Raw genomic sequence first — 26,555 nt, forward strand, 5'->3', positions numbered from 1 at the left:
TAGTCATTTGTCTAATACTAATGACCAATGACTAATGACTAATTCTGACTTCTGACTTCGGAATTATGGCTTCTGGGTTAGTTTTTACGACTTGAGAGCGCGATCGCGGTTTGCCTGTGGCGATCGCATAATTAATCGCTAGCAGCCACAGCCACAATCCCGGATTCCGGGGTTCTAGCCAAAAACCTATCCGGTTTAAGAAGCGCCCGAACCACGGACTCAGCAAAGCACCAACTAGGGCATGACGACCGAAGTTGAAATAACTACCAAGCCATCGCCCTAAATCTCTTGGCCCAGCAAGTTGCCAAATCCATAAAAGCAAGGCAGGATTTTTGCTAGCTGCTTTTAGTGCTAAACGGTTAAAGGTTAACCAATCACACCTATCTTTAATGAAGTTGTCTGCTACTTCTTGGGGTTCGTCTGCTAACAATCCAAAGAAGGTGTTGAGCATGGAGTTAATCCGTTGGGGTGGTAAAAATTTCCCTGTGGGTACCATCATGCCTTTGGAAAATAGCCAAGTCACGGAAACGTTACTTTGGTAAGCGCGAATTTGGTTCAAGTGGCGAAAACTCAACAAGTCATGTTTGAGAGCAGTATCCAACAGGGTTGTTAAACGCTCTAAGTTGCGAACTAGCGAACCAAAACCGGTAAAGACGAGGGGAGACTGGAGTGATGCAGCATCACCGATCGCAATCAATCGATCAAAGGCAACTGTGCGATCGCTACTTCCCACACTAAAATGCCCCGGTATATACCCAAATGTCGGCTTCTTCCACACCAATTTGTCCATATCGCACCTGCGATACTCTGGCAAAATCGTGAAAAAGTCCTCGTACATCTCTAGCAAGGAACCGGGATTTTCTGCATTGACCTCATGGTAATGAAATAAATAAATCGTCAGTTCATCATCTGCCCCAGGAAACAGTTCCCAAATTAACTGCCTTCCCCGCGAAATATCGCCATGACTATAAAGCACGTCCCCATATTGGGAATCCCATACTTCCGGCTCAAATCCGCTCTCAATTGCCGCTCCCACTGTCGGACATACACTATCAAAAGCACGACCACCATTTAATTGCCAAGCGATGGGCGATGCAGTTCCCATTGCATCTATTAGCAGTCGTCCACTTACTTGCTTCTCAACCTGACTGGGTAAGTGCTTGACTTTAAGAAGAACTTGTGATATATCAATATCTGCACCGATAAACTCTGTTTCATCCCAAATTTCACCGCCTGCGGCTTGCAGTTTTTGCCCACACATTTGCAGCCATTTTTCGGAATCTAAGCCTAAATTTAGGACTGTGGGTGTGTGGAGGACGGGCGCTCGCAGTTTGGCTGGATTATTAGCATCAAAAAACTTATTGAATCCATCTTTGTATTCCCTGGCAATGATGGTTTCTAACTCATCGGGGGTGACTAAACCCAGGTTAACTAAGCTTTGAATCTCATCGCGGGAAATATTCCATTCCCGATTCATCCGCCCAAAGGGCATTCGTTCCACCAGCAAGACTTTATATCCGAGTTTTGCCATCAGTGCTGCATGAATTGCGCCTAGTGCGCCACCGATGTAGATGATGTCATAAGTAGGGGATGAGGGGGATGAGGGGGATGAGGAAGATATTATTTTTCCATCTCTCCCTGCTCCCCCTGCTCCCCCTGCTCCCCCTGCTCCCCCTGCTCCCCTGTCCCCTTGACTGGAAAACACCACCTGACGAGGCTGCTGAGGATTCCGTACTCCTTCGCGCCATCGCTGTTCCCACCAGTAGGCACGCGTTAAATCGTATTCACCGTTGGGCATTTTCTGAAAATACTTGACAGTGAGGGGGTAAGCAGAGCCTAGTGCTGCAAATATTGATTGCTTAGATAAATCAATCGCTGGCGGTTCTGGGTAATGATGCGGAAAACGGCTTCTGATTTCTTTGGTTAGCCGTTGCAAAATCTGCCCTTCTTTGGGAAAGGGTTTTTCTGCCCAACGAAACACTTTCAGATAAGTAGTTCGTTGCACCGACCAGACAAATACCGAAAGTTCCACAGGCAAGTTTTCGGAAATAGTCCCGGTAGCAGTTGTAGTTGCAGTGGGGATTTTGAGGCGAAAGCCTTCCGAAGTAAGCACTTTTTCTCCATTTCCGGGTTCAAAATCTGTTTGTAACCAGCTACGAACAGTTGCTATATCCGAAGTTGGAACTTCTAAATAAAGGATTTCTCTCATCGTTTCCTGACATCTCCGATCAATCTACTCACTAAGACAGATTTTATGAAGGCACAAAGTAAGGTAAACTCCGCCCTATTACTTTCGTAAAGATTCAGTGAAGAAATTTTAAGAATTTGTCAAATTTATTGTACATTTTGTATTTCTGTAAACCCACGCCATGAATTATCCCATTCCAGACAGTCCCCAGGAAATTTTTGCTCTGCGACAACAGCCAATTGATGAAGAACTAGTTGCCAGTGCGATCGCTGGATTAATTAAAATTGTCCGCGCTCAGGGTCAATCTTTGGAAGAATTAACCGCTCAGTTGCTAGCGGATGATCCATTGCTGGATCAGCAACAACGTCGCTGGTTGAGCCAATTAGTTGCTCAATCTTGGGAAAAGTTCTCCTAAAGCATTGTGTATGATGAAGTTTTTGTCGCAGCATTAGATTTCTAGGTCTGCACCTAAATGTTGGCGATGCTTGCGGCGGGCTACGCCTACGCATTTTAGGTATAGGAGTAACATGTCTGGAATTGGCAATTGGGTTGCTATTTTTGCATTTACGGCACAGAAGCCACTAACTTAACCATATCAGCACTCGGCACTACTACCGCAAGGGAAAAGTCAATCTTGAGCCAGTGCATCTGATTTTATTAGTTGCGATTTTACGTTCTATACAGGTAGAGTAGCTCTGATCGCACAAAAGTATTGCACGAAAAAGGAGGCGATCGCCTCCCATTCTCATTGAAAAGTGGAAAAGAAAAGTGGAAAATTTATCTACACCATATAGTGTTATTTGTCAACTAAAAGCTTTGTTGCCGCTTCTGCTTGAGAGTGCAATAACAAACCATATTCCAAGCCTTCCACCACAGCTTGATAGGAAGCTTCCAAAATGTTGGTAGAAACTCCTACCGTAGTCCAGCGTTGACGACCATTGCCCGATTCTACCAACACACGGGTTTTTGCGGCAGTACCCGTATGTCCGTTGAGAATCCGCACTTTGTAATCTGTCAAATCAAAGGTTGCTATTTGGGGATAAAAATTCACTAAAGCCTTGCGTAAAGCTGCATCCAACGCAGCAACGGGGCCGTTACCTTCCGCCGCCTCCAGAATATTTTTGCCATCAACAGCGAGTTTAACTGTGGCTAAGGCATTGCTAGTTTCTTTCCCCTCAATCAAATCACAGTGGACTTGAAAACCTTTGACTTCAAAAAACTTCTGGCGCCCTCCCAAAGCTTCGTGCATCAGTAGCGCAAAACTGGCCTCTGCTGCTTCAAATTGAAATCCTTCACTCTCCAAATCTTTGAGGCGCTGGAGAATTTGCTTGGCTTCAGCTTTGAGTTGATCGAGGTCAATGCCAAAACTGCGGGCTTTGGCTAAAACATTGCTAAGTCCAGACTGTTCAGAAATGACGATGCGGCGATGATTCCCGACTTGTTCCGGCTGAATATGTTCGTAAGTTAGGGGATTTCGTTCCACGGCTGATACATGAATACCGCCCTTGTGGGCAAAAGCCGAAAGTCCCACAAAAGGAGCGTGTTCATCTGGCGCGAGGTTGACCACCTCACTCACAAAATGACTAGCTTCTGTAAGTTGTGTTAGCTGGTCTTCTGTGATACAACTGTAACCCAGCTTCAATTGTAAATTGGGAATTAACGAACAGAGGTTAGCATTCCCGCAACGTTCACCGTAACCATTAATTGTCCCCTGTACCATCTTTGCCCCTGCCATGACGGCGGCTATTGCGTTAGCAACCGCCATTTCCGAATCGTTATGAGTATGAATTCCAATTTGGGGGATTGTCCTTTGTCCTTTGTCCTTTGTCATTGGTTCTTGACTAATGACGCCAGTTGCTTCAACGGAGGGAACCTCCGCAACGCACTGGCTCACTAATGACAAATAACTACTGACATCTTGAACAATTTGGCTAATTTCATGGGGTAAAGTGCCACCATTAGTATCACAAAGGACTAGCCATTCAGCACCAGATGCGAAAGCAGCATCTAATGTCTGTAAAGCATAATCTGGATTGTGCTTGTAGCCATCAAACCAATGTTCGGCATCGTAGATAATGCGACGTCCTTGAGAACGGAGGTACTCAATCGTGTCGCAAATCATCGCCAAATTTTCTTCTAATGTCGTCTTGAGGCTGGTTGTGACATGTAAATCCCAAGACTTACCAAAAATCGTTACCCAGCGAGTTCCCGCAGCCAAAATATCCTGTAGCATCGGTTCGGTTGCGGCAGTAGAATTGGGGCGGCGAGTCGAACAAAAAGCGACAATTTCAGACTGTTTTAGCGGATCTTCTTGGAGTTGCCAGAAAAATTGTACATCCTTGGGATTAGCACCAGGCCAACCGCCTTCAATAAAGGGAATTCCCAGTTTATCGAGTCTACGAGCAATGCGTAACTTATCTTCTATCGAAACTGATAGCCCCTCGCGCTGAGTGCCATCTCGTAATGTAGTGTCATAGAGCCAAAGTTGAGGTGAAGAATTTGTGGTCATAAAACTGGGACCGACGAGACAACTTTCGAGGCAATGTGTCAATATACAACAAAACGCCAGTTTGGCAATTAAAAAATGCCTAAGGTACTAGCTCAAGGTAAAACAATTGAGTGCGTAAGCAAAAGCAATCTCCAAACAATTTTGCTGCAAAATGGTATTGACCTCTACAATGACGGTGCTAAGGTAATAAACTGTCGGGGCATTGGCAGTTGCAGAACTTGCGCGGTTAAGGTAGAGGGTGAAGTATCAGCAGCGAATTGGCGTGATCGATCACGGCGTTCGCTTCCTCCCCATTGTCCTACAACAGACTTGTGTAAGGAACAGTCAAACTCTGGTTTTAGGCGATGTGAAAGTGACAAAGTTTGATGGATTTTGGGGACAAGGTTCTCGAATAGTGTGGACACCAAAAGGTTAAAAAGGAGTAAGACAAGATGGGTAGATGGACACCCTTAATTTTAATGGCTGGAGGTTTAGCCATTCTGCTTGGTACATTACTGGGCATCAACTTTCCGATGGGCGTACAAACTGCTAACGCTCCCAGTGACAAAAAATCACAAGTCCTGCCAGCTAATATCAATGTTAATAGCAGTGCTGGCAGCAAGAATGAAGAAACTGCAACAGAAGGAAATGAAACAACTCAAACAAACGCAAACAAGCGCAGTATTGTAGCTCCAAGACCTGATAACAGGAGTAACGTTGCTCAGAATCCTTCTGATGACTCAACATCACCTGCTGACACTACAACAGACAATAGTACAGATTCTTCACAAACAAATACGCAAAGCAATACAAATCAAGGCAACGAACCAATTCGCGCCTTGTGGTAACGATAGATCCGTCTATAGTTACGAGTTATGAGTTATAAGTTATGAGTTATTAGTTATGTACTAATGACTAATAACTAATGACTAGTGACTAATGACTAATGACTAGTGAGACTGTAATTATTGGTGGCGGCGTTATTGGTTTAGCGATCGCCATTGAGCTAAAACTGCGCGGGGCAAGTGTCACCGTGCTTTGTCGTGACTTTCAGGCTGCCGCTACCCACGCCGCCGCCGGAATGTTAGCACCAGATGCAGAAAAAATCCCTAATGGGGCAATGCGTTCATTGTGTTGGCGATCGCGTGCTTTATATCCCGACTGGACGCGCAAACTAGAAGAACTAACTGGTTTAAATACTGGCTACCGTCCCTGTGGCATCCTTGCACCCGTCTTTGAAGAGGCAGGGGGAGATGAGGGAGCAGGGGAGCAGAGGAGCAGAGGAGAAAGTCTTTCCCCCTCATCCCCAGCTTACTGGTTAAACAAAGAGGCAATTCATCAATATCAGCCAGGATTGGGAGCAGAGGTAATTGGCGGCTGGTGGTATCCTGAAGACGCGCAAGTTGATAATACAGCACTTGCTCAGGTTTTGTGGACGGCGGCTGAGTCTGTTGGTGTTGAACTTAAAGACGGGATTACAGTAGAAGGATTTTTACAGCAGCAAGGACAAGTGGTTGGCGTGCAAACCAATGCTGGAATAATTCGCGCCGCACACTATGTTTTAGCTTCAGGTGCTTGGTCAAATGAGTTGTTACCAGTACCCGTCCGTCCCAGAAAAGGACAAATGCTAAGTGTGCGGATACCAGAAATTGCACCAGAATTGCCCTTGAAGCGGGTTTTGTTTGGGCAGGATATTTACATCGTACCAAGGTGCGATCGCCTTGTTATTGGCGCAACCAGCGAAGACGTTGGCTTCACCCCCAACAACACCCCAGAAGGCATTCAAACACTATTACAATCTGCCATCCGCCTGTATCCTCAACTCAAGCATTATCCCATCCAAGAATTCTGGTGGGGATTTCGCCCAGCCACCCCCGATGAGTTGCCCATCCTTGGCACTAGCTACTGTCAAAATTTAACCCTTGCTACAGGTCATTACCGTAACGGAATTCTCCTTGCACCCGTAACAGCCGCATTGATTGCCGATTTCATCTTGGAACAAAAGTCTGACCCTCTACTTGCTAATTTTCACTATTCGCGCTTCCAGTCCAAGCTATCTACCTCTACCCCAATGCTGACTCACTCTGCCAATTTCTCCAACGGGAATCACCCTGCTATATCCCCCCATTCCCTACTCCCCACTCCCCACTCCCCACTAATTATTGCTGGTAAAACCTTTCAATCCCGCTTGATGACTGGAACTGGTAAGTATCGCAGCATTGAAGAAATGCAGCAAAGCGTTACCGCCAGTGATTGCCAGATTGTCACCGTAGCAGTACGACGGGTACAAACCAAAGCCCCCGGACATGAAGGTTTAGCTGAAGCCTTAGATTGGACAAAAATCTGGATGTTGCCCAATACCGCAGGTTGCCAAACTGCTGAAGAGGCGATTCGGGTGGCGCGTTTGGGGCGAGAAATGGCGAAATTGTTAGGGCAGGAAGATAATAATTTTATAAAGTTAGAAGTAATACCTGACCTTAAGTATTTACTCCCAGATCCAATTGGGACATTGCAAGCCGCAGAACAATTAGTTAAAGAAGGTTTTGCAGTATTGCCATATATTAACGCTGACCCGATGTTAGCCAAGCGTTTAGAAGAAGTAGGCTGTGCTACAGTAATGCCTTTAGCATCGCCGATTGGTTCTGGACAAGGACTAAAAACAACCGCCAATATCCAAATCATCATCGAAAATGCGGGTGTACCAGTGGTGGTAGATGCCGGAATTGGTTCACCCTCAGAAGCCGCCCAAGCAATGGAATTGGGAGCAGATGCTTTGTTGATTAATAGTGCGATCGCACTTTCTCCAAACCCGCCAGCAATGGCTCGTGCCATGAATTTAGCAACAGTTGCCGGTCGTCTAGCATACCTTGCTGGCAGAATGCCTATCAAAGACTACGCCAGTCCCAGTTCACCTCTGACTGGAACGATTACTAGTTAGGGAATGGGGAATGGGCGAAACAGGGCATTGGGAAGAGGATTTGGGGACTCTTGAGAATTGGGGACTCTTGAGAAAGACTTGTTGTAAGTTCTTACCCCTCATCCCCCTGCCCCCTGCCTCTTTTAAATCCCTAATGTAACGATTTGTCTAGCACTTTGAGGGCGGATCTACGATTTATGTAACATTAAATGAACAATAAATATAAAGGAATTAATTCATGCCCTATACAAACGAAGAAGGCGGCCTTCTGAATAATTTTGCCCGGGAACCAAAGATTTATCAAGCAGAAGCTCCCACAGAAGGGCAAAAGCGAACTTATCTTTTACTAGGAATTGTCGCTACAGTTTTGGTTGGCGGCTTGATTCTAGTTGCCTTCTTTGTTTCTAAGAGCAGTTGATCGTAAAGCTTTTTAATAAAATTTCATTTTCTTTATAGTTTTCAGGTTCCGATTTTAAGAGGAGCCTGCTTTTTTTTGTTAAAATTAAATTAAAATTTAAAGTATAATTATATACTATTTTATTCTAATATACCTGAAAAGCTGAATTTATCTACAGCAGTAGAACGTTAGCTTAAAAATCATTTCTATTATGAGATTAGCTCACTTGGATGCGCCCATAAAGGTGATAGATATGTACTCTGTTCTGGCTCTTTAGCCGCTATGAGCGTGAATGATACTGCAAAAAATGATAATTCTAGTTGGAATCGGCAAGTATACCACCGCCTGAAACTTGCCCTCAGTCTTGGCTTACGACGACAATTTTTTTTAGCAGTATGTGATGATTTACACTTGAGAAATCAAGTAGCGACGCGTTTGCACTCTACATTGGCTTATCCTATTGGACAAGTGCTATCTCAGCCATCAAAGGCCCAGGAAAATAGCACTCTAGCTTATCCGCGATTAGTTACGTTGCGTTTGAATTTAAACGATCCCAATCCCATACTTCAAATAAATCAATGGTTGGCAAACTATCCACCGCCAATTGTTGGGGCATCAAAAGATACCCCTGGAAGACCTTCTCCAGTACCAGCATTTCAGATTGTCGGCGTGGAGCATCTCACTAAGCAACCAGTTGCTACACAACGGTTATTTTTGCACCATCTCCGCTTAAGCGAACAATATTTCTCTGTACAAGAATCTAGCCGATTCTTAGAATCTAACTTGCTGTTGTGGATACCACGTCCTTGGTTATCTGCTATCAAGCAATCAGCGCCACAGTTTTGGCGTTGTCGGACTGGCGTATTTGTGTTTGCTGGAGAACCTACACCAGCGACTCAGAATTCGGGTTATCCAGAACGTTTTTCTAATCCCAGAAGCTTGGATTTAGGCTATATTGAGCAGTCGATTGTAGATGAATCAGTTACCCAAGCAGAACTCAAAACCGCAGCCACCGAGTTAAAGTTTAAGAATAATTCCGATTTTCCGGCAGAAACACAAGGGAATGGCGGACATAAAACCCAGGAATCGCCATCAACAGGCGACTTATTGAAGGCTGCGCCACAATACCAGGAATCTACTAATAGGTCTGGTACTGGAAATAACAATCAATTGTTGTCGTCTTTATCTCATATTAGTAGCGAGTTAACGGAGCTAGTAATAGCAACGATAAATACAAATATTCCTCAAAATACAGAGGATTACTTGCAACCGCAGCAGATTTTGCTGGAGATTGAAGAATTACACCAAAAGCAAGTTCCAGGGGAGGTACTGGCAGAAGCTTATCATCGCTTGGGCAGCTTATACCGCCTTCGCATTGAGCAAGGATCAACCCTAGAAAACCTGATGGTGGCAATTATTGCCTATCAGGAGGCAATTAGCTATGACGAAACCTCACCACAACTCCCAGATATCTTAAATGATTTGGGTACACTCTACTGGATGCTATACCATACACCGCCCAATTCTGAGGAAGGACAAACCTATATAGAGCAGGCTATAGAATTTTATCAGTTGGCCTTAAAAATGATCTCACCCCAGACACATCTAGAAACTTACGCTCGTGTGCAAAATAATTTGGGGACGGCTTATGGTGATTTAGCTCGTTTTTCTCACCCATCTGAAAATTGGCAGCAAGCAATTTTAGCTTACAATGAAGCACTTAGCTACCGTACAGCCGACATGGATTCATTAAAGTATGCGGCTTGCCAGAACAATTTGGGTACTGCTTACTGGCATTTAGGGCAATACAACCAACCGATTGTACATTTAAAGAAAGCGATCGCAGCTTACAACGAAGCACTTGTACACTACAAGCCCGAACAAGAACCGCTCAAATATGGCATGATTCAAAATAACATCGGCACCGCCTCTTGGAATCTGGCACAATACGAACAACCTGTCCAAAATCTTCAGCTAGCTATAGATGTTTACAGCGAAGCTCTTAAGTATCGCACTCCAGCTAATGTTCCTGGTGCCTGCGCCGCTACACAAAATAATTTGGCTACTGCCTACTGGCATTTAGCAAACCTATCTCAAACAACTAAAGAGGCACGGCAAAAGTATCTGCAACTATGCATTAGCGCTTACGAAGAGGCCATAGCCTTGGCTCACTCACTTAGCGGTACTCCTTTAAGTTTTGATTTGCTTGCCTCTTATAATAACCTGGGACTTGCACATTATCAGCTAGTAATAGATAAGTCGTTTAATGGTGACAAAGCAACACGCTCTCAACACCTAGAAGTATCATTAGACAACCATTTGCAAGCCTTAAACGGATTAAGTAAACAGCCCGAAGCTTATCAAACAACTTTTACTTATATAGTGAAAACTATTCGTGCTTTTCATAATGAATTAGGCATCCAGGGACAAAATCTGGCTTTATCTAAAGTTCCTAGTCAGTTGTTACCAGAGATTTTGTCAAAGCTATAAACCATATCCCGAATACCCTTGAAAAAGAAGCAGAGAGATATTAGCAAGGGGGATAGACTTGAGGTGGCGTGAGCAGATAGCTTTTTGAATTTGACCAACGAATCAAATTCGTCCCAATAACGCGGGGAGTGTCAAAAAAAAGTAACTTTATATTAACTTAACAATTAATCAGAGAACCAACTAAGGTTGCGATCGCAACTACTGTTTTACTAATTACAAATTGCTAAACTATTTTGAATATATATAATTATAACTTATAATATACATTTTTAAATTAAGATTTATCAAGAAAATATTGATATATTTTCCGTAATTTTGGGAGCATCCCAATGAGTGCTTAAATCTTTTCCCTCACCCTCACTGGTTATGGGCAGAAATTACCGAACTGTTACGATCCCCTGGCTTTGCTGCTGACTGACAAAGAAAGCGAAAACCTTTCCCAAGTTTCACCAAAGAAATCTACAATAGAAGTAAGAGTTCGCAGTCAGCCCATCCGCCTCTGTTCAGTGCTGTAGATATGTGGACGTTAACAATGAAACAACTCTGGAAACAATTAGACCTATTTTGCGTCATCTTGAGAGGATCTCACCATCTATTTAGTGACGCACATTAGCAAGATACAAATTCTGAAAAGCGATATCTCCAATAGGACTAGCTGCAACACAAACTCCAGGCTATATAAGCACCTTAATATTCGGAATGCCTCTTTAAACAGGTTTGATAAATTTCAGAAACAAACTCAGTGAATTCACGTCATTAAATACATAACATACACAAAGGTTTACCCACTTATGACTCGCGTACACCAATGGAAATCTGGAACTGCTGCACTCATGGCAATAGCCGTTACTGCAAGCCTCACTGCCCCACTGTTAACTTTAGCTCCTGCTAATGCACAATACAGAATTGGGCAATCTGGAAACGTTACCATTCCTTCTGGGGTTGCTTTACCTGTTACCTACGATAAAGATACAATTACTATTGCTCCTGGGGAAACTAAATCTCTAACCTTGAGAATAGCGAATGACATTATCGACAGAAATAGAAATGTCTTGATTCCCGCCGGTACTAAAGTAAATGGACGACTAGAATCTGTTGACCTAGATAATTATTCTTCAAGAGATACAAATGATAACCAAGGAAAAGGCGTGCGGTTTGTAGCTCAAGAATTAGAATTTTCTAATGGTCAACGTCAGTCAATTAATGCAAGTTCTCGGACATATACCACAACTCAAAAAGTTTCACAAAGCCCCAGCACAAGTCAGGTTTTAACTGATGCAGCTATTGGTGGGGGTGCTGGTCTTTTAGGTTCATTAGTTACTGGTAACCGCAAAATTGACGATTTAAAACCTGTTCTTGGCGCGGCTGCGGGTGCGGGAGCAAGTGTACTGTTGCGGAAAAAACAAGCAAATGTCTTTGTTCTTAGACCCGCACAGGATTTGAAGCTCACACTGAATTCTAACTTGAATTTAGTACCACAATCCCGTTACTAGATTTAACTGAATTCAAGTCGTGACTTTAATCACCCCTGATAGGCGATCGCCCCTTTAAATATACTGTGCGATCGCCTTGATTTTTAATAGTAAAAAATTATATTTTACAGCAAGCATTCTTCCTCTATATCGTCTTAATCAATATCAATATTTATTAAAATACTTATTTAATTACCCTATATGGGCAGCTAACAAAATCGGCTGTATTTTCTTCTCTATCCAAAAGAGTATTCAAAATTACGTAATATCCTGATATTTTTATTAAATAGTGGTAATCAGTGGTAATCAAGGAGCTTTTGCTTGTGGAAATTCAAGGTTTCGGTATAGGCGCATATTTTGCAATTCCCGTAGTATTAAGTCTTATGGCTCAGGGAGAAAGGATAAAAGTATTTTTAGTTCAAAATGTCCATCAGGTATCCACTAACCAGGAAATGAGCCGATCTGGCCGCGAGCTAATTAGCGCGAATTCAAAACCGAAAACATACTATGTTAGTGCTACTGGAAACGACAATAATAGCGGACTCTCTACTTCATCCGCCTTTAAGACAATTCAAAAGGCAGCAGACCTTACCAACCCTGGCGATACAGTATTGATTATGAACGGAGTATACAAAAATATACCCAAAGCTGAGAGTGTAGCCACTATTAGACGTTCTGGAACTGCAAATGCATGGATTAAGTACAAAGCATATCCTGGGCATTCCCCAAAAATTCAGCACAATACATGGAATGGTATCCTGATTTCAAATGGAGCTTCATATATCGAGATCAACGGGTTGGAGGTGATAGGGAACAATGCCAATATTACCCTTGATTATGCGAGGAGTCAGAAGACTAACAAAGTAAACCCACTGACGAATGGAAACTGCATCAGCGTTGACGGACGAACCAACGATCATCCTCATCACATTCGTATTCTGAACAACAAAGTGCATGACTGCGGAGGAGCAGGTATTTCAGCAATTCAATCCGACTATGTGACAATAGATAATAACGTGGTGTTCAATAATGCCTGGTATAGTGTTTATGGTACTAGTGGCATTTCAATGTTGAACAATTGGAATTCTGACAATAACCAGGGATACAAGATGTATGTGACCAACAATAAGACCTACAACAATCGTATGTACATCCCTTGGATTGCAGTTGGAAAGATCACAGACGGTAATGGCATCATTATCGATAGTTTAAGAAATAATCAGAAGAACTTAAACTTGAGTGCATATACAGGACGTACTTTAGTTAAAAACAATCTTACATATAATAATGGTGGTTCCGGTATTCATACATTTTTAAGCGATCATGTTGATATTGTAAATAACACTGCTGCTTTAAATAATCAAAGTCCAGAAATTAACGAGGGGCAAATATTTGCTAATAACTCATCTGACGTCAAAATTTTAAATAACATTCTCTATGCTTTTCCTGGCAAACTTAGTAACAGTAATTATAAAAATCAAAACGTGAGTTATGACTATAATATCTACCTCAATAGTTCTAAGATAAGTGTTAAAGGATCTCATGATGTTGTTGCAGACTCAGAGTTTTTAAGTAAGCATCCCAATCTAGAAAAAATATCTAGCAATTGGAAATCGAAGCTAGATAAACAAAATCCGCCAAGGCGGACTTCTGTAGAGTCTAAGTCGGCAAGTTTAGTTTGTGAGCTAATGACTTATACTTTGCAAAACAAACCCATCCAAGTGGGATGCTCCCCCACATCTTTGGCTCAAACTACTGCTTCATCTTCGGCTCAAACTACTGCTTTTTCTGATGTTTCATCTAACTATTGGGCGGCAGAATTTATTCAACAATTGTCACAGCGAGGTGTAATTGTCGGATTTCCTGATGGTAGCTTCCGCCCTGAAGAACCTGTGACACGCGCTCAATTTGCCGCTATGGTTGATAAAGCTTTCCAAAAATCACAGCAACGGCAAGCGATCGCTTTTACTGATGTGCCTAGCAACTACTGGGCATCCAGTGCCATTGGGAAAGCCTATAGCATTGGTTTCTTAGCAGGATATCCTGGTAATCGCTTTGGGCCTAACCAGGCTATTCCCCGCCAGCAGGTTTTGGTTTCTCTCGCCAACGGTCTGGGATATACTTCTGGTGGCAATACCGAAAGCACTCTGAAGTATTTCAACGATATTTCTAACATCGCTAGCTACGCCCGTAGCCCTGTAGCAGCAGCAACTGAAAAACAAATTGTGGTGAACTATCCGAATGTGAAGTCCCTGAATCCAACCGCAACTGCTACTCGCGCCCAGGTAGCAGCTTTTATCTACCAAGCACTGGTTAGTTCTAATCAAGCCCCAGCAATTAACTCGGCATATATCGTGCCAAACCCCAGCAATTAAATAATTCGTAATTGCGTTCGCAAAGCAGGCCGGAGGCTCTATTGGTAATTACGAATTGCGAATTGTTTTAATTATCTCTGATAGGCGATCGCCACTTTAACTATAGTGTGCGATCGCCTTCATTTTTAACAGTAACTATTCTATAGGACTCATAATAGTTGCGAACCTTAAACTTCAGTAATTATCTAATTAATTAATAGTAAAAAAATTGTGTTAAGAAGTAGTTGGGTGATTACACTACTTTTATTAACAAAAACTTTGAGATGATGACTGCATTACTTTAGTAATGGTTTTTACAAAAACTAGAAATAATGGGGAACCTTATACTTGAGTAAATGTCTAATTAATTAACAGTAAAAAACATAATTATACCGGGATTAAAAATTAATGTTTACTTTAAATCGTTTGCAATCGGGAACAGCTGCACTCATGGCTTTAAGCGCCACAGTCGTTACTGTAGCGCCTTTCATTACAGTTTCACCATCTTTTGCTCAAACTACTTTTTCTGATGTTTCATCTAACTATTGGGCAGCACAATTTATTCAACAATTATCAGGACGAGGTGTAATTGCCGGATTTCCTGATGGTACTTTCCGCCCTGAAGAAGCAGTGACACGCGCTCAATTTGCCGCTATGGTCAACAAAGCTTTCCAAAAACCAGCGCAACGACAGGCAATCAATTTTACTGATGTACCCAGCAACTATTGGGCATCCAGTGCCATTGAGCAAGCCTATACCATTGGTTTCTTATCAGGTTATCCTGGAAATCGTTTTGAGCCTAACCAAGCTATTCCCCGTCAGCAGGTTTTAGTTTCTCTCGCTAATGGTCTGCAATATAGTTCTAGCGGTAATACCGAAAGCACTCTGCAATACTTCAACGATGCTTCTAACATCGCTAGCTATGCCCGTAGCCCTGTAGCAGCAGCAACAGAGAAGCAAATTGTGGTGAACTATCCTAATGTCAAGTTCCTGAATCCAACCGCAACCGCCACTCGCGCCCAGGTAGCAGCTTTTATTTACCAAGCGTTGGTTAGTTCTAATCAAGTCTCAGCAATTAACTCGCCTTATGTAGTGGCTGTCGGGTCTACTACTCCCACGCCTGTAGCTGTGACAATTGCTCAAGGGACTGCTATCCCTGTCAAGTATGACAAGGCAGAAAAAATTCTGGTTACAAAGGATGAAACAGCGCCTTTGACATTGACAGTATCCCAAAACGTGGTTACGCAAAACGGATCTGTAGTGATTCCTGCTGGTAGTCAGGTTATTGGTCAACTCAAACCTGCTACAGGTGGTTCTCAATTCGTTGCCGAAAAACTGGTTTTGACCAATGGTCAGGAGTATCAGCTTAACGCGACTTCAGACGTGATTACCAAAACTGAAACCGTCAAGAAGGGTACTAGTATTGGTTCAATTATCAAAGATACTGTGTTGGGCGCAGGTGCAGCAACTGCGGTATCTGCCGTCACAGGCGATCGCGCGATCGCCACAGAAGAAGTCTTGGGTGGTGCTGGTATCGGTGCGTTAGTTGGTCTCTTCTTCGGCAAGAATAGTGTTGACTTAATCGCTATTGACCCAAATACCGATTTACAAATGACCATCAATCAAAACTTGTTGGTTTCACTAAAATAGTTAGGAGTGAGGTCCCAAACTCCTAACTCCTAACTCCTAACTCCTAACTCCTAACTAAGTTTCCACTTCCGGTAACCAAATAATAAATGTAGTTCCCGGCGCATCGGGTGAAGTTAGCTTAGAGTTTATTGCAGGGCTGAAAACCTCGATTTCGCCCTGCATTTGCTCTATTAATTGTTTTGCGATCGCTAACCCCAAACCAGTACCGGGGATTTCTGTTTGCGCTTGTACACCCCGATAATGCCGTTCTCCAAGATGTTCTAAATCTTGCGGGGGAATGCCTGGCCCATTGTCACTAATGACAATTCCCTGAAAATTAGCCTTTTTTTGCCCCGCCTGAATTAAAATTTTGCCACCAGTGGGAGTGTATTTCAAAGCATTATCAATAATGTTAGTTAACACCTCTCGTAATGCTTTGATGTTGGCACGTACTAGGGGTAAATTTTCTTGAATTTCAGTTATTAGTTTTAGCTTTCGCTCTTGTGCGATCGCTTTGGCTGATATTAATAATGGTTCTAATATATCTGCTAACGAGCAGTCAACTGCTTTATCTCCCGTTCCCGGCAATAATAGCGGCGGTTTCGCGTCTTTTTGGATAGTTGCTTCCACAAATACTTCTTCGGGGAGATGTAGTGGTGCTAAATCTGTTTCTGTGAAGTCAATTACTTGATCGAATTGTTGCAGCAATTCTTGGAGGCGATCGCTTTCCCGCACAATACTATTTGCTACATTTCGGTTGGTATCTGCTGGTCTAAGCCTTTTTAATAGCAGTTTACCAAAAGTCCGCAACGCCGTTAAAGGGTTACGAAACTGATGCAACAGGTTATCGAGCAAATCTCGCTGTTTTTCTTGGAGAACTTGTTGCTCATGCAACTGCTGCTCAAACCATGCTCGCCGTTGATCTAAAATACAAGCGATCGCCAGTGTTTGCGCTATCCGTTGAATCTGACTTTCCTCGTGTTCATTCCATGCTCGATCTTTCCTACCCGTCACTAGTAACCCCATCATCACACCCTCATAAACCAGAGGTAAAACAATTTGGTTGCCACTAAATAAGTATTCCTCTTTTAGATGTGGCCCAGACGCATCTGGGATCTCAGACTCCGGTGACGAAGTTGGAGATTCTGATCCTGCTGTCAATAACCTTCTCTGTTGATTGGGTAATATAAACACATTTCCAACTTGAAGCTGCTTATGTACTGTCGCTTCAGCATTCTCCTCTCCTGGTGGTAATAATACTGTTTCCGGGTAAATCACTACAGGAATCAGTTTGGACTCACCCGAAGGAGTCTCTACCAATTCTTGTGTCAGGTACACAATACTTAAAGTTGCTCCCAGCCCTTGGGTTAGCAGCGCTATTTGCTCTCGACATAGAGCAAGAAAATCAGAACTGGCAGACATTAACATTTTTTAGCTTTTCCTCAAGATTACAGATTTTGAGGCATGATTAAGAGAAGATACTTAGTTTTTACCTCACCATTTAATAAAGCTTAACTAAAATCTTTTTAGTGATGTGTCTGTACTAAGGGATTATATTCTTAGGTAGTTTTGTTTTCTTTATCTCCAAATATATATATTAATTTTCTTAAATTAAAAGGTGAAAAACTATTGATATTTTGAACTAGAACTTATATAATGGCGACGGATTTTGTAGCTATTACTACAATCTATAGCTTGAAAGAGGAGGACAATAGATTGGCAAGGAGACGCAAAAGGAAAAGTCGTCGTCGTCAGGAAGGACGGCGTATTTTGGAACATGTGCCTCAATATAGCATCGAAAGTGGCGAAGAAAAACCTGTGACAGCAGCAAGAAGATTCATTCAAGCTGAAGGTATTTTGCCACCTGCGCTGCTACTCGTAAAGCGAAATGAACACACCACAGACCGTTATTTCTGGGCAGAAAAGGGACTCTTTGGTGCTCAATACGTAGAGGAAAACCACTTCTTGTTTCCTAGTTTGAGGGTGTTAGAACCTTCACCAGGTCAAGAACCTCAAGCTTTAGCTAGTCGGTGAACCATAAACGGTCATCTTACGCATTGAATGTGGCTCCTGACTATCATTTACTGGCAAAATTGCTAAGTTTATGCAAAATTTAATTTTTTTTTAGTTTGGAGCTGATTTGCTTTTTAAGGCTAGCCAGGTAGTTCAAAAATCAACTTGTGTCAAACCACGCTAGATTGCATGGATTGATACTAGTGTCATGGTACAGAAGGAAGTGGGTATAGAGCCAAGCGCCTCTAAAAGCGCTAGTGAAGTTGCGCTCTTATGCCGTAAATTGTTAACCAAGCTCTGTCAACAAATTTAAGTTAATGAATTTAAATTTTCCCCACGACTTGTGTCGTGTGGAAAATTGACAAAGCAGAAGTCTTGATTTCCTCCTTCCTACTTTCCATTGCCTAAAGAGTAGGTCAGATCAGAAGTCTGCATTTCATAGTTAAGAGATGGTCATAAAAACCAACAATTATTCACCAGCCTTAAGCTGTAGAGTCCTCTGTAACTCGTATAGTTCATCTCGATGGGCAACTACAGTAATTTTACTTGAGGAGGTTTGTTCGCTCTGAGTTGTTTCTACTTTAAGCGACACCTTCTCAAGTCTTCCAGATTTTTTCCAATAAAATAGACCACTCAAAGGCGACAGCAGTACCATAGGTAGAACAAAGGTACTCAGGTTAGGAAAAAGCAGGTACACGACTAGTGATAGACAAACAATACCACTCGCTGCCAGCAGAGTTAAAAATATAGCTAAGAACCAACTGGGGCGAACATTACCTTCAAAAATCACTTTGTTTTGTTCTCGGTCTACCTCTACCACTCGGTAAGACCGCGAGCGAAAATACTCTTTTAATTGAGACATTAAAGCAGCTTCGTCTTGCTCGGATACCAATTGTGCTGTTTCTATGCGGTCTTTAGTCGAGGCCCGAATAAAGAAAAACAGCCCAACCGATAACAACAAGGTTAGCAGGAACGTAGATGGCAGAATAGCAGTATCCATAACTAATTGTTATTGTTTGACTGGAGAAGACTTATTCATTATCAATTATTCATTATTCGTTACTTTGTCCTCCTATTGATGTAGTCAAGCCATTGAAAAGTTAAATCCTGCGCTTTAACTTGCCATTCTGGAGAAACTTGGTACATTCGCCTGGGGCGTCCTCGTCCTTCGAGTTTCTTCCAATATCCAGTGATTGCCCTTTCATCTTCCAGAAATTTGATTGCACTATAAAGTACGGTATCCGAAAGTCTATAGGTTGGATATTCAGTTTCTAATTGCTCAATCAACTCAGTTCCGTAAGATTCCCCTTGTAATAAAACAGACAGTATGTAACAAACTGCTACTTCCTGACAAAGGTAAGTTGGCGGAGGATTCTCAAAGAATTGATATATATCCTCAAGTTTCATGGTTAGTGAATGGCTAAAAAAATGCCTTAGGGTAGGGTCTACAATCCTTGTAGTTAGTATATAGTGCTACTGCTAAGTGAGTAATATATAAAGCTACTTAGACTAGATTTCCATTGCGTAAATATGAAATAATTACCCACGCCTGTGAAGTTGTGGGACGAGTTTACGAGTTTTAGGAGCACCAAATAGTGTATCCCTACTCAAGCTCGATAGGATATGGTGAGGAGCGAACAGACACTGACTTTGTCACTGTCTTGGTGTTAAGTGATGCCGAGCTAGTTAGAACTGCTTAAGCAATAAAATGCCATCGAAGAAATTTTACAGGTAAAATGCTATTTTGTCTGTAAAAGTTCATAAACACTTTGTTTTATAGTGATTTTTCCAATGCAAATTCTGAAAGCTTACGCTAAGGGATATGTCTGGGTTAAAGCTGCTACGGCAGTGAAAACACTTAAAGCTTAACCATTACTGATTTATCTCAAAAAGAGAATCTTTTGTCTGTTATGGCAAGTGTGATAGTAAATTTATCAAAGAAGACCCAAAGGCGGGGGGAAAGAAGACGGGGAAACGCAAGGACGCGGGTAAAGAACTCTTTGCGTCCCTCGTCCTCGCGTTCCTTAATCAAGCGCCTAGCATATTTAGCGATCAGTTTATGTCACAAACTCCCGATGCTCCATCATCTTCCTCGACTCTGCGGGCAATTGCCCAAACTTTTCGCCTTACAGGCTGGATTAGCTTCTGGATTCAGTTAGTACTAGGCGTTGTTTCTAGCATAATTGTGCTGCTGTTTGCCGTCTTTAATCAAAGAACTGGCAGTCCTACTAATAATCCGGGGACTGGCTTTGGCGTATTTTTAGCAATTTGTGGACTGGTTATTTTGGGTGGAGGGATTTATTTAGCTTACCGATACACTAGAATTGGCAAGCAATTGGAATCCTCCAATCCCACCAACCGTCCTCGCAAAAGCGAGACTGTGCAAGTATTACGCTTAGGGCTGTGGGTGAATTTAGGGGGAACGCTGGTAACTCTTTTAGGGGCGCAAGCGATCGTCGGTACACTAGTAGCAAGATCCATATCCCCGCAAGCTATAACTACGCAATTATTTGATCCCACCCGAATTATTAGCGGTCTAGATATGCTTGTGGTACAGGCAAACACCAACACAGTTTCAGCGCATTTTGCAGGGGTTATTGCATCGCTTTGGTTGCTCAATCGCATTAACCGTCCTTAGAAAATCACAGGAGTAATACCAAATTTTGGATTTTAAATTTTTCTAGCCCTGGTAAGATTGGCAGGGCAAAATTTTTATGTTTGCTTTTCTGCTCGTGGCAAGCCAAAATCAGTATATGCTGATGTGTTGGCAGGAAGATAATAGGCTAAAAACTGAGAAAAATCTGTGCTGGATATCAAGCAAATACGGGAAAATCCGCAATTAGTTCAAGAACGATTGAATAGTCGTAGTGGTAAATACGACATTGAACCGATTTTACAGTTAGATCGGCAACAACGGGAACTTGAGGGAAGGCGCAGTCAACTCCAAGCTCGGAGCAACGAAATTGGTAAAATTGTCGGGCAGAAGATTAAATCTGGGATAAATCCTCAAGACGCAGAAATTCAAGCTTTGCGGGATGAAGGTAACTCTGTCAAAGCTACGTTGAGTGAACTCGAACCCCAGGAAAAAAATCTCAAAGCTGAAATTGCCCAACTTGTGTTGGCACTTCCCAACTTACCAAGCGACTCTACACCCCTTGGTAAAAATGAGGAAGATAACGTAGAAGTACGCCGTTGGGGTGATGAGTACATTCCTCAAAATCCAAATATTCTCCCTCACTGGGAAATTGGCGAAAAGCTGGGTATTCTCAATGTTGAACGGGCTGTCAAAGTTGCCCAAAGTCGCTTTGTGACTTTGATAGGCGCTGGTGCGGCATTGGAAAGGGCATTGATTCAATTTATGCTGACTCTTCATACTCAAGCTGGTTATGTGGAAGTCAGTCCGCCTCTGTTAGTTAATACCGAGTCTTTGACAGCGACCGGTCAGTTACCCAAGTTTGCCGAAGAAAGCTTTAAATGCGCTGATGATGACTTGTGGCTGATTCCGACGGCGGAAGTTCCAGTTACAAATCTCTATCGGGGTGAAATTCTTGCTGCTGAAGATTTGCCTATCTACCACTGTGCTTTTACTCCCTGTTTTCGCCGGGAAGCTGGGAGTTATGGGCGGGATATGCGGGGTTTAATTCGCCTGCATCAATTTAACAAGGTGGAAATGGTGAAATTTGTCGAACCCAGTACGTCTTTTGATGAATTGGAGAAATTGGTAGGGAATGCAGAAACAATTTTACAGGCGTTGAAGTTGCCTTACCGTGTAGTAAATTTAAGTACTGGTGATTTGGGATTTTCTTCTACGAAAACTTATGATTTAGAGGTTTGGTTGCCTTCTTCTGGTAAATACCGCGAAATTTCTAGCTGTTCCAATACTATAGATTTCCAGGCGCGACGGGCTGATATTCGCTTCAAAGAGGCGGGGAAGAAAGGGACTCAGTTTGTACATACTCTGAATGGTTCGGGTTTGGCGGTGGGACGGACGATGGCAGCAATTTTAGAGAATTATCAACAACCTGATGGGATGGTGAGGATACCAGAAGCGCTGCAACCTTATTTAGGGCGTGAAGTTTTGTAATTTGTCATTGGTCAGTAGAGACGCGATTAATCGGGTCTCTACAATGGTCATTGGTCATTGGTCATTTGACCAATAGCTTCTTGTATAAATAATTTTTTGTCTCATGCGCGAGCCATTACTTTGGGCGGCCGTTGATGTAACAATACATAGATAAATGTAATAAATAATTTTTGAAAATAGATTATCCAGGGGGAAGCGGACATCCTAATGCAATAACAAACAGGATAAGATCCTGTTGACCTTCAATGAGGATTTGGGGTGGGATAATGGAATTATTGCGATCGCTCACTATTTCCGATTTAGAACCGTTTCTAGCTGACCCAACACAGCTTAACACTCAACCAAAAGACTTCCAACTAGCAGTGGCGAGTTATACCCAAACGCCACGCCCCTTACTAGAAGTCTTAGTTAATAGCCCCTACGCGCCCGTTGCTGAAGCCGCACAATTACACATCAACTGGGCAGGAGAAATCAGTGGAGATGGGCAAAATGCCGTTGAGGAAGTGTTAAAATCCTGCTATTTGGGGCAAAATGACAAATTAGCAGTTGAACTGCTTAAGATTGCCCCTGTTCCCCCGTTCTTCCTCAGTGAGTGGGTACCTAGTCGATATCTGATTCAAGCCCTCAGCAACCCCTATTTACCGCCACGATATCACCTCAAGTTGCTGGAATGCTTGGCACAAGAACCCAGCCTAGAACCGCGTTTACAAGTTGCAGAAAGCCCAGAAGCCCCCCTAGCAATTTTAGAATCCTTGGTGGGAGACTTGGAGTTAGCTATTCGTCTGGCTGTGCAATATAATCCCAGTTGTCCGCCGGAATTGGTGCGCTTGGTGCAAGGACAGCATGCGATCGCGTGTGATTGCGATACAGATGCAGAACAATTAGCGAATTTAGCACAAAGTCGTTGGGATTGGATACGTTTAGCGGTGGCATAAAATCCCTCAACTTCTGAAGAAACCCTGCTGATGTTGGCAGAGGATAAAGTCTTTAAGATTCGGTTGGCTGTGGCGAAAAATTCGGTGACTTCAGCCCGTGTTTTGGCAGTATTAGCGGCATCTGATGAAGAAATTCAAGCTGTGGGTTGTTGTGGGCACAGTTCCCGATCATCAACATTGGATTTGTCTTTCTGCAACTGTTCCCCAAGAAACACCTAAATTTATTAATGAACTTATTCACTGTTCGCCTTATAGAGAAGAAAAGCGATCTAATTTAGAAGCAGAAAAGTCGTCAGAAGTTGAGAGGAAAATTAATAGCATTCTTAAAGAATTAGGCAATATCAATATATATGGCTACTATGATGGTGGCTACGGGCATATTCATAATCATAGTATCATTTTAAGGTCAGGAGATAGTCAAGAAGAAGCAATTAATAATGCTTTGTTAGCATCGGGTTTAGTTGAAATTTATCAAGTTGAAAAATTTATAATTCAAGGAGGAGGAGGTTGGAGCTTTTCTGTTGACGATAGAGATTTTGATCGAGATGATGTTACCAATTTAATCAATTTTCTCAATACTGTTTTTCCTAAATTGCTACTTTATCGCTTTTGTTTTTGGGATTATGAACATCTTTATATTTTAGGAGAGACAGACGATTCCCAACAGGATAGTTCCACTTCCTGCGTCGGAGTTGCTATTCACAGTCAGTTTACCTACAATCCTTAACTATATCGTCTATTAGATTTTGATGCAGTCTGGATTAGTATTGCCGCGACTTTTTTGCATGTGAAGCGGTTAACCAACTTCCTTCCATCATTGCAACCACGATCGCACCTTGCACGAGGAGAAGCAGTTACCTGGCTAACTGTTAATGCATCTTTTGACTTGAAATAATGCCCCATGCCTCATGCCCAATGCCTAATGCCCAATGCCCAATTAGAATGGAGATAACCATAGCTTAATATATTCACTAATTTACTCTATGTCAGTTTTAGCAGCGATCGCAGTCTTGGCTGTTTTGATTTTGGTACACGAGTTGGGACATTTTGTTGCAGCCCGTTCTCAAGGTATTCTCGTTAACCGCTTTTCTTTGGGTTTTGGCCCAGTTCTTTTAAAGTACCAAGGTTCACAAACCGAATATGCTGTCCGCGCCTTTCCCTTGGGCGGCTTTGTCGGCTTTCCCGATGATGACCCCGATAGCGATATTCCACCCAATGACCCAAATCTACTGCGTAACCGTCCAGTTTTAGACAGGGCGATCGTCATCAGTGCTGGAGTAATCGCAAATTTAATCTTTGCCTATTTGGTGTTAGTTCTACAATTAGGTATCGTCGGCATTCCCAAAGAATTAACCTATAAAGCTGGTGTCGCCGTACAGCCTGTTAATCAAGAATCTGTTGCCTATCAAGCAGGAATTCGGGAAGGAGATATTATTCTGGCTGTTAATGGTCAAGAACTCCCGGCTTCTGAAAAGTCAACTCCTTTGCTGACAAAAGAAATTCAAACTCATCCCAATCAGCAAATCGACCTGAAAATTCTACGTGACAACCAACAACAAACCCTGAAATTAACCCCAAAACTGGGAGCCGATGGCAAAGGTGTAGTTGGTGTGGCACTTAGTCCTAATGCTACAGCAGTTTATCGTCGTCCTAATAGTCCTTTTGAAATTTTTGGCATTGCTGCTAACAGGTTTCAACAATTATTTGTTGGTACACTTAGCGGTTTTGGGCAGTTAATTACTAACTTTAAAGAAACTGCTGGACAAGTTTCTGGGCCAGTTAATATTGTCAAAATAGGTGCAAAATTAGCTGAAGACAATAGCGTAAACTTGTTGTCTTTTGCGGCAATTATCAGCATTAACTTGGCTATTATCAATATTTTGCCTTTACCAGCTTTGGATGGCGGACAACTCGCTTTTCTGCTGATTGAAGGTTTACGCGGTAAGCCTGTACCCGCCCGGATTCAAGAAGGTGTAATGCAAACCGGTTTGGTGTTACTCTTAGGGTTAGGAATCTTTCTGATAGTCAAAGAAACTACTCAATTAACTAGCCAATTGGAGTGGGTACAAAAATTGTTTCAGTGAAAATAGAGAGTGGGGAGTAGGGAGTGGGGAATAGGGAAAAGAAACTTTTACCTTTAAAGCAACGGGCGATAGAAATTTTAGCTCGGCTGAAGCGTCTTTATCCAGATGCTACTTGCTCTTTGAACTACTCAACGCCAGTACAATTGTTGGTGGCAACGATTCTCTCTGCTCAGTGTACTGATGAGCGGGTAAATAAGGTGACACCAACTTTGTTTGATCGGTTTCCTGATGCTGAGAGTTTAGCGATCGCTGACTTGGTAGAATTAGAAAGCTTGGTGCGTTCAACAGGGTTTTATCGCAATAAAGCCAAGAACATTCAAGCCGCGTGTAGAATGATTGTCACTGAGTTTAACTCTGTTGTCCCCAACCAAATGGAACAATTATTAAAGCTTCCAGGTGTGGCGCGAAAGACAGCAAATGTAGTCCTGGGTCATGGTTATGGCATTAATGTTGGAGTGACGGTAGATACTCACGTCAAGCGCCTTAGCGAACGTTTGGGTTTAACTCAAGCAAAAGACCCCGTTCGGATTGAGCAAGATTTAATGGGTTTATTGCCTCAGCCTGATTGGGAAAATTGGTCAATTCGGCTGATTTATCACGGTCGTGCTATTTGTAAAGCTCGCTCTCCAGTTTGTGTTGCGTGTGAACTTGCCGATTTATGTCCTACTGCAAATAAGCCGGTGGTTGTAGGGTAAGCGACATAAGTAACCCCAGAATTGATGGAGAGACTGTAGAATGGAAAATGCTGTCTTTTAATTAATTAAAAAATGTATGGCAAAAAAGAGCTTGATTGAGCGCGAGAAAAAGCGCACCAGGTTGATAGAAAAGTATGCTGACAAGCGGGAAGCGCTCTTAGAAGAGTTCAGAAGTGCAGCATCTCCTTTGGATAAGCTGGAAATCCACCGGAAGATTCAACAGCTACCCCGCAATAGTGCGCCCACCCGCCACCGCAATCGTTGCTGGCTGACTGGTCGTTCTAGAGGAGTTTACCGCGATTTTGGACTGTCTCGGAACGTGCTGAGAGAATGGGCGCATGAAGGTCTTTTACCTGGAGTTGTTAAGTCTAGTTGGTAGTTAAGAGTCATTAGTCATTAGTCATTAGTCATTGGTAAAGAACAAAGGACTAATGACAAAGGACAAATGACAAAATATTATTGACCACAACATTTATCAATTCCCAGACTTTCTAAGAGTAGATCGCTGACGGCGTTAGCGATCGCAAACTCTCCATAAAAGCTATTAGAAAAATCATAGGACTGCATCTCTGTGACAATGGCAATTACCAGAGAACCAAGGTCATTTTCTCCTTCCATCCGTTGACGCACAAAAATCTGGGCGGCTCGTTGGGCAATGTTTTTGTTGACTGCTTCGGGGATAAATTCTGTATCTAGCCACCGTTGTAAGCGTTCTCGTAACCATTCTCCTTCGAGCAGAGGGTTTTCAGGGGGTGGTAGGGTGATGGGTGGGATTGGTTGAGTCATTTTTTTTTAAACGCAGAGGGACG

Annotated in this window: 21 protein-coding genes and 2 pseudogenes; 17 read left to right on the plus strand and 6 right to left on the minus strand. The window is 42.7% G+C overall.

Annotation, left to right across the window (positions count from 1 at the left end; genetic code table 11):
* Positions 1 to 31: 31 nt before the first annotated feature.
* The gene (locus V7K32_RS23640; RefSeq protein WP_334996523.1) at positions 32 to 2,209 is read right to left on the minus strand and encodes an NAD(P)/FAD-dependent oxidoreductase; all 2,178 of its coding nucleotides are present in this window, start codon (positions 2,207 to 2,209) and stop codon (positions 32 to 34) included.
* 160 nt (positions 2,210 to 2,369) lie between these two features.
* On the opposite strand from V7K32_RS23640, the gene V7K32_RS23645 reads away from it, so the two are divergent.
* On the plus strand, positions 2,370 to 2,603 hold the full coding sequence (locus V7K32_RS23645) for a hypothetical protein (RefSeq protein WP_334884846.1): 234 nt from the start codon (positions 2,370 to 2,372) through the stop codon (positions 2,601 to 2,603).
* A gap of 381 nt (positions 2,604 to 2,984) precedes the next feature.
* Here the strand turns inward: V7K32_RS23645 and cimA are convergent, their stop codons facing one another.
* Complete coding sequence (cimA, locus tag V7K32_RS23650) at positions 2,985 to 4,697, minus strand: citramalate synthase (protein WP_334996525.1); 1,713 nt, start codon at positions 4,695 to 4,697, stop codon at positions 2,985 to 2,987.
* A 75-nt stretch (positions 4,698 to 4,772) separates the two neighbouring features.
* Between cimA and V7K32_RS23655 the strand changes: the two are divergent.
* From V7K32_RS23655 to V7K32_RS23690, 8 genes and pseudogenes are all read left to right on the plus strand, one after another.
* Positions 4,773 to 5,112: pseudogene (locus tag V7K32_RS23655) on the plus strand (2Fe-2S iron-sulfur cluster-binding protein).
* Between the two features lie 16 nt (positions 5,113 to 5,128).
* Positions 5,129 to 5,524 carry a hypothetical protein gene (locus V7K32_RS23660; protein WP_334996527.1) on the plus strand — a complete coding sequence of 132 codons (396 nt, stop codon included), beginning with the start codon at positions 5,129 to 5,131 and terminating at the stop codon, positions 5,522 to 5,524.
* A gap of 98 nt (positions 5,525 to 5,622) precedes the next feature.
* Positions 5,623 to 7,614 carry a glycine oxidase ThiO gene (thiO, locus tag V7K32_RS23665; RefSeq protein WP_334996529.1) on the plus strand — a complete coding sequence of 664 codons (1,992 nt, stop codon included), beginning with the start codon at positions 5,623 to 5,625 and terminating at the stop codon, positions 7,612 to 7,614.
* Between the two features lie 217 nt (positions 7,615 to 7,831).
* The gene (psb34, locus tag V7K32_RS23670) at positions 7,832 to 8,011 is read left to right on the plus strand and encodes a photosystem II assembly protein Psb34 (RefSeq protein ID WP_334884850.1); all 180 of its coding nucleotides are present in this window, start codon (positions 7,832 to 7,834) and stop codon (positions 8,009 to 8,011) included.
* A 261-nt stretch (positions 8,012 to 8,272) separates the two neighbouring features.
* Positions 8,273 to 10,480, plus strand: a complete 2,208-nt coding sequence (locus tag V7K32_RS23675) for a tetratricopeptide repeat protein (protein WP_334996531.1) — start codon at positions 8,273 to 8,275, stop codon at positions 10,478 to 10,480.
* A 791-nt stretch (positions 10,481 to 11,271) separates the two neighbouring features.
* The gene (locus V7K32_RS23680) at positions 11,272 to 11,973 is read left to right on the plus strand and encodes a conjugal transfer protein TrbI (protein WP_334996533.1); all 702 of its coding nucleotides are present in this window, start codon (positions 11,272 to 11,274) and stop codon (positions 11,971 to 11,973) included.
* 1,667 nt (positions 11,974 to 13,640) lie between these two features.
* Positions 13,641 to 14,309: pseudogene (locus V7K32_RS23685) on the plus strand (S-layer homology domain-containing protein); the annotation flags it as partial.
* Between the two features lie 405 nt (positions 14,310 to 14,714).
* The gene (locus V7K32_RS23690) at positions 14,715 to 15,956 is read left to right on the plus strand and encodes an S-layer homology domain-containing protein (RefSeq protein ID WP_334996535.1); all 1,242 of its coding nucleotides are present in this window, start codon (positions 14,715 to 14,717) and stop codon (positions 15,954 to 15,956) included.
* Positions 15,957 to 16,010: 54 nt separating this feature from the next.
* Here the strand turns inward: V7K32_RS23690 and V7K32_RS23695 are convergent, their stop codons facing one another.
* Positions 16,011 to 17,363 (minus strand): GAF domain-containing sensor histidine kinase, encoded by a 1,353-nt coding sequence (locus V7K32_RS23695; RefSeq protein WP_334996537.1) that lies wholly within the window; start codon positions 17,361 to 17,363, stop codon positions 16,011 to 16,013.
* 288 nt (positions 17,364 to 17,651) lie between these two features.
* Between V7K32_RS23695 and V7K32_RS23700 the strand changes: the two genes are divergently transcribed.
* Positions 17,652 to 17,969, plus strand: a complete 318-nt coding sequence (locus tag V7K32_RS23700; RefSeq protein ID WP_334996806.1) for a DUF3155 domain-containing protein — start codon at positions 17,652 to 17,654, stop codon at positions 17,967 to 17,969.
* 448 nt (positions 17,970 to 18,417) lie between these two features.
* On the opposite strand, the gene V7K32_RS23705 is transcribed toward V7K32_RS23700, so the two are convergent.
* Complete coding sequence (locus V7K32_RS23705) at positions 18,418 to 18,948, minus strand: cofactor assembly of complex C subunit B (RefSeq protein WP_334996539.1); 531 nt, start codon at positions 18,946 to 18,948, stop codon at positions 18,418 to 18,420.
* Positions 18,949 to 19,007: 59 nt separating this feature from the next.
* Positions 19,008 to 19,355 carry a PadR family transcriptional regulator gene (locus tag V7K32_RS23710; RefSeq protein ID WP_334996541.1) on the minus strand — a complete coding sequence of 116 codons (348 nt, stop codon included), beginning with the start codon at positions 19,353 to 19,355 and terminating at the stop codon, positions 19,008 to 19,010.
* Positions 19,356 to 20,007: 652 nt separating this feature from the next.
* Here V7K32_RS23710 and V7K32_RS23715 point away from each other — a divergent pair.
* The 7 genes from V7K32_RS23715 to rpsN all read left to right on the plus strand — a co-directional run bounded on the left by V7K32_RS23715 (position 20,008) and on the right by rpsN (position 26,125).
* Positions 20,008 to 20,586: a DUF3611 family protein gene (locus V7K32_RS23715; protein ID WP_334996543.1), complete on the plus strand. Its 579-nt coding sequence runs from the start codon at positions 20,008 to 20,010 to the stop codon at positions 20,584 to 20,586.
* A 165-nt stretch (positions 20,587 to 20,751) separates the two neighbouring features.
* The gene (gene serS / locus V7K32_RS23720) at positions 20,752 to 22,032 is read left to right on the plus strand and encodes a serine--tRNA ligase (RefSeq protein ID WP_334996545.1); all 1,281 of its coding nucleotides are present in this window, start codon (positions 20,752 to 20,754) and stop codon (positions 22,030 to 22,032) included.
* Between the two features lie 245 nt (positions 22,033 to 22,277).
* A complete protein-coding gene (locus tag V7K32_RS23725; protein ID WP_334996547.1) occupies positions 22,278 to 22,967 on the plus strand; it encodes a hypothetical protein in 690 nt (229 codons plus the stop codon).
* A gap of 124 nt (positions 22,968 to 23,091) precedes the next feature.
* Positions 23,092 to 23,694: a hypothetical protein gene (locus V7K32_RS23730; RefSeq protein ID WP_334996549.1), complete on the plus strand. Its 603-nt coding sequence runs from the start codon at positions 23,092 to 23,094 to the stop codon at positions 23,692 to 23,694.
* A gap of 256 nt (positions 23,695 to 23,950) precedes the next feature.
* Complete coding sequence (gene rseP / locus V7K32_RS23735) at positions 23,951 to 25,051, plus strand: RIP metalloprotease RseP (RefSeq protein WP_334996551.1); 1,101 nt, start codon at positions 23,951 to 23,953, stop codon at positions 25,049 to 25,051.
* A gap of 23 nt (positions 25,052 to 25,074) precedes the next feature.
* Positions 25,075 to 25,746, plus strand: a complete 672-nt coding sequence (gene nth / locus V7K32_RS23740) for an endonuclease III (protein WP_334996553.1) — start codon at positions 25,075 to 25,077, stop codon at positions 25,744 to 25,746.
* A 76-nt stretch (positions 25,747 to 25,822) separates the two neighbouring features.
* On the plus strand, positions 25,823 to 26,125 hold the full coding sequence (gene rpsN / locus V7K32_RS23745) for a 30S ribosomal protein S14 (RefSeq protein ID WP_292724399.1): 303 nt from the start codon (positions 25,823 to 25,825) through the stop codon (positions 26,123 to 26,125).
* A gap of 77 nt (positions 26,126 to 26,202) precedes the next feature.
* Here rpsN and V7K32_RS23750 read toward each other — a convergent pair whose 3' ends face one another.
* Positions 26,203 to 26,532, minus strand: coding sequence for a hypothetical protein (locus V7K32_RS23750; protein ID WP_334996555.1), 330 nt, complete (start codon positions 26,530 to 26,532; stop codon positions 26,203 to 26,205).
* Positions 26,533 to 26,555 lie beyond the last annotated feature (23 nt).

Origin of the sequence: Nostoc sp. (assembly GCF_036917635.1) — a bacterium.
In the GTDB taxonomy this organism is placed as follows: Bacteria; Cyanobacteriota; Cyanobacteriia; order Cyanobacteriales; family Nostocaceae; genus Nostoc.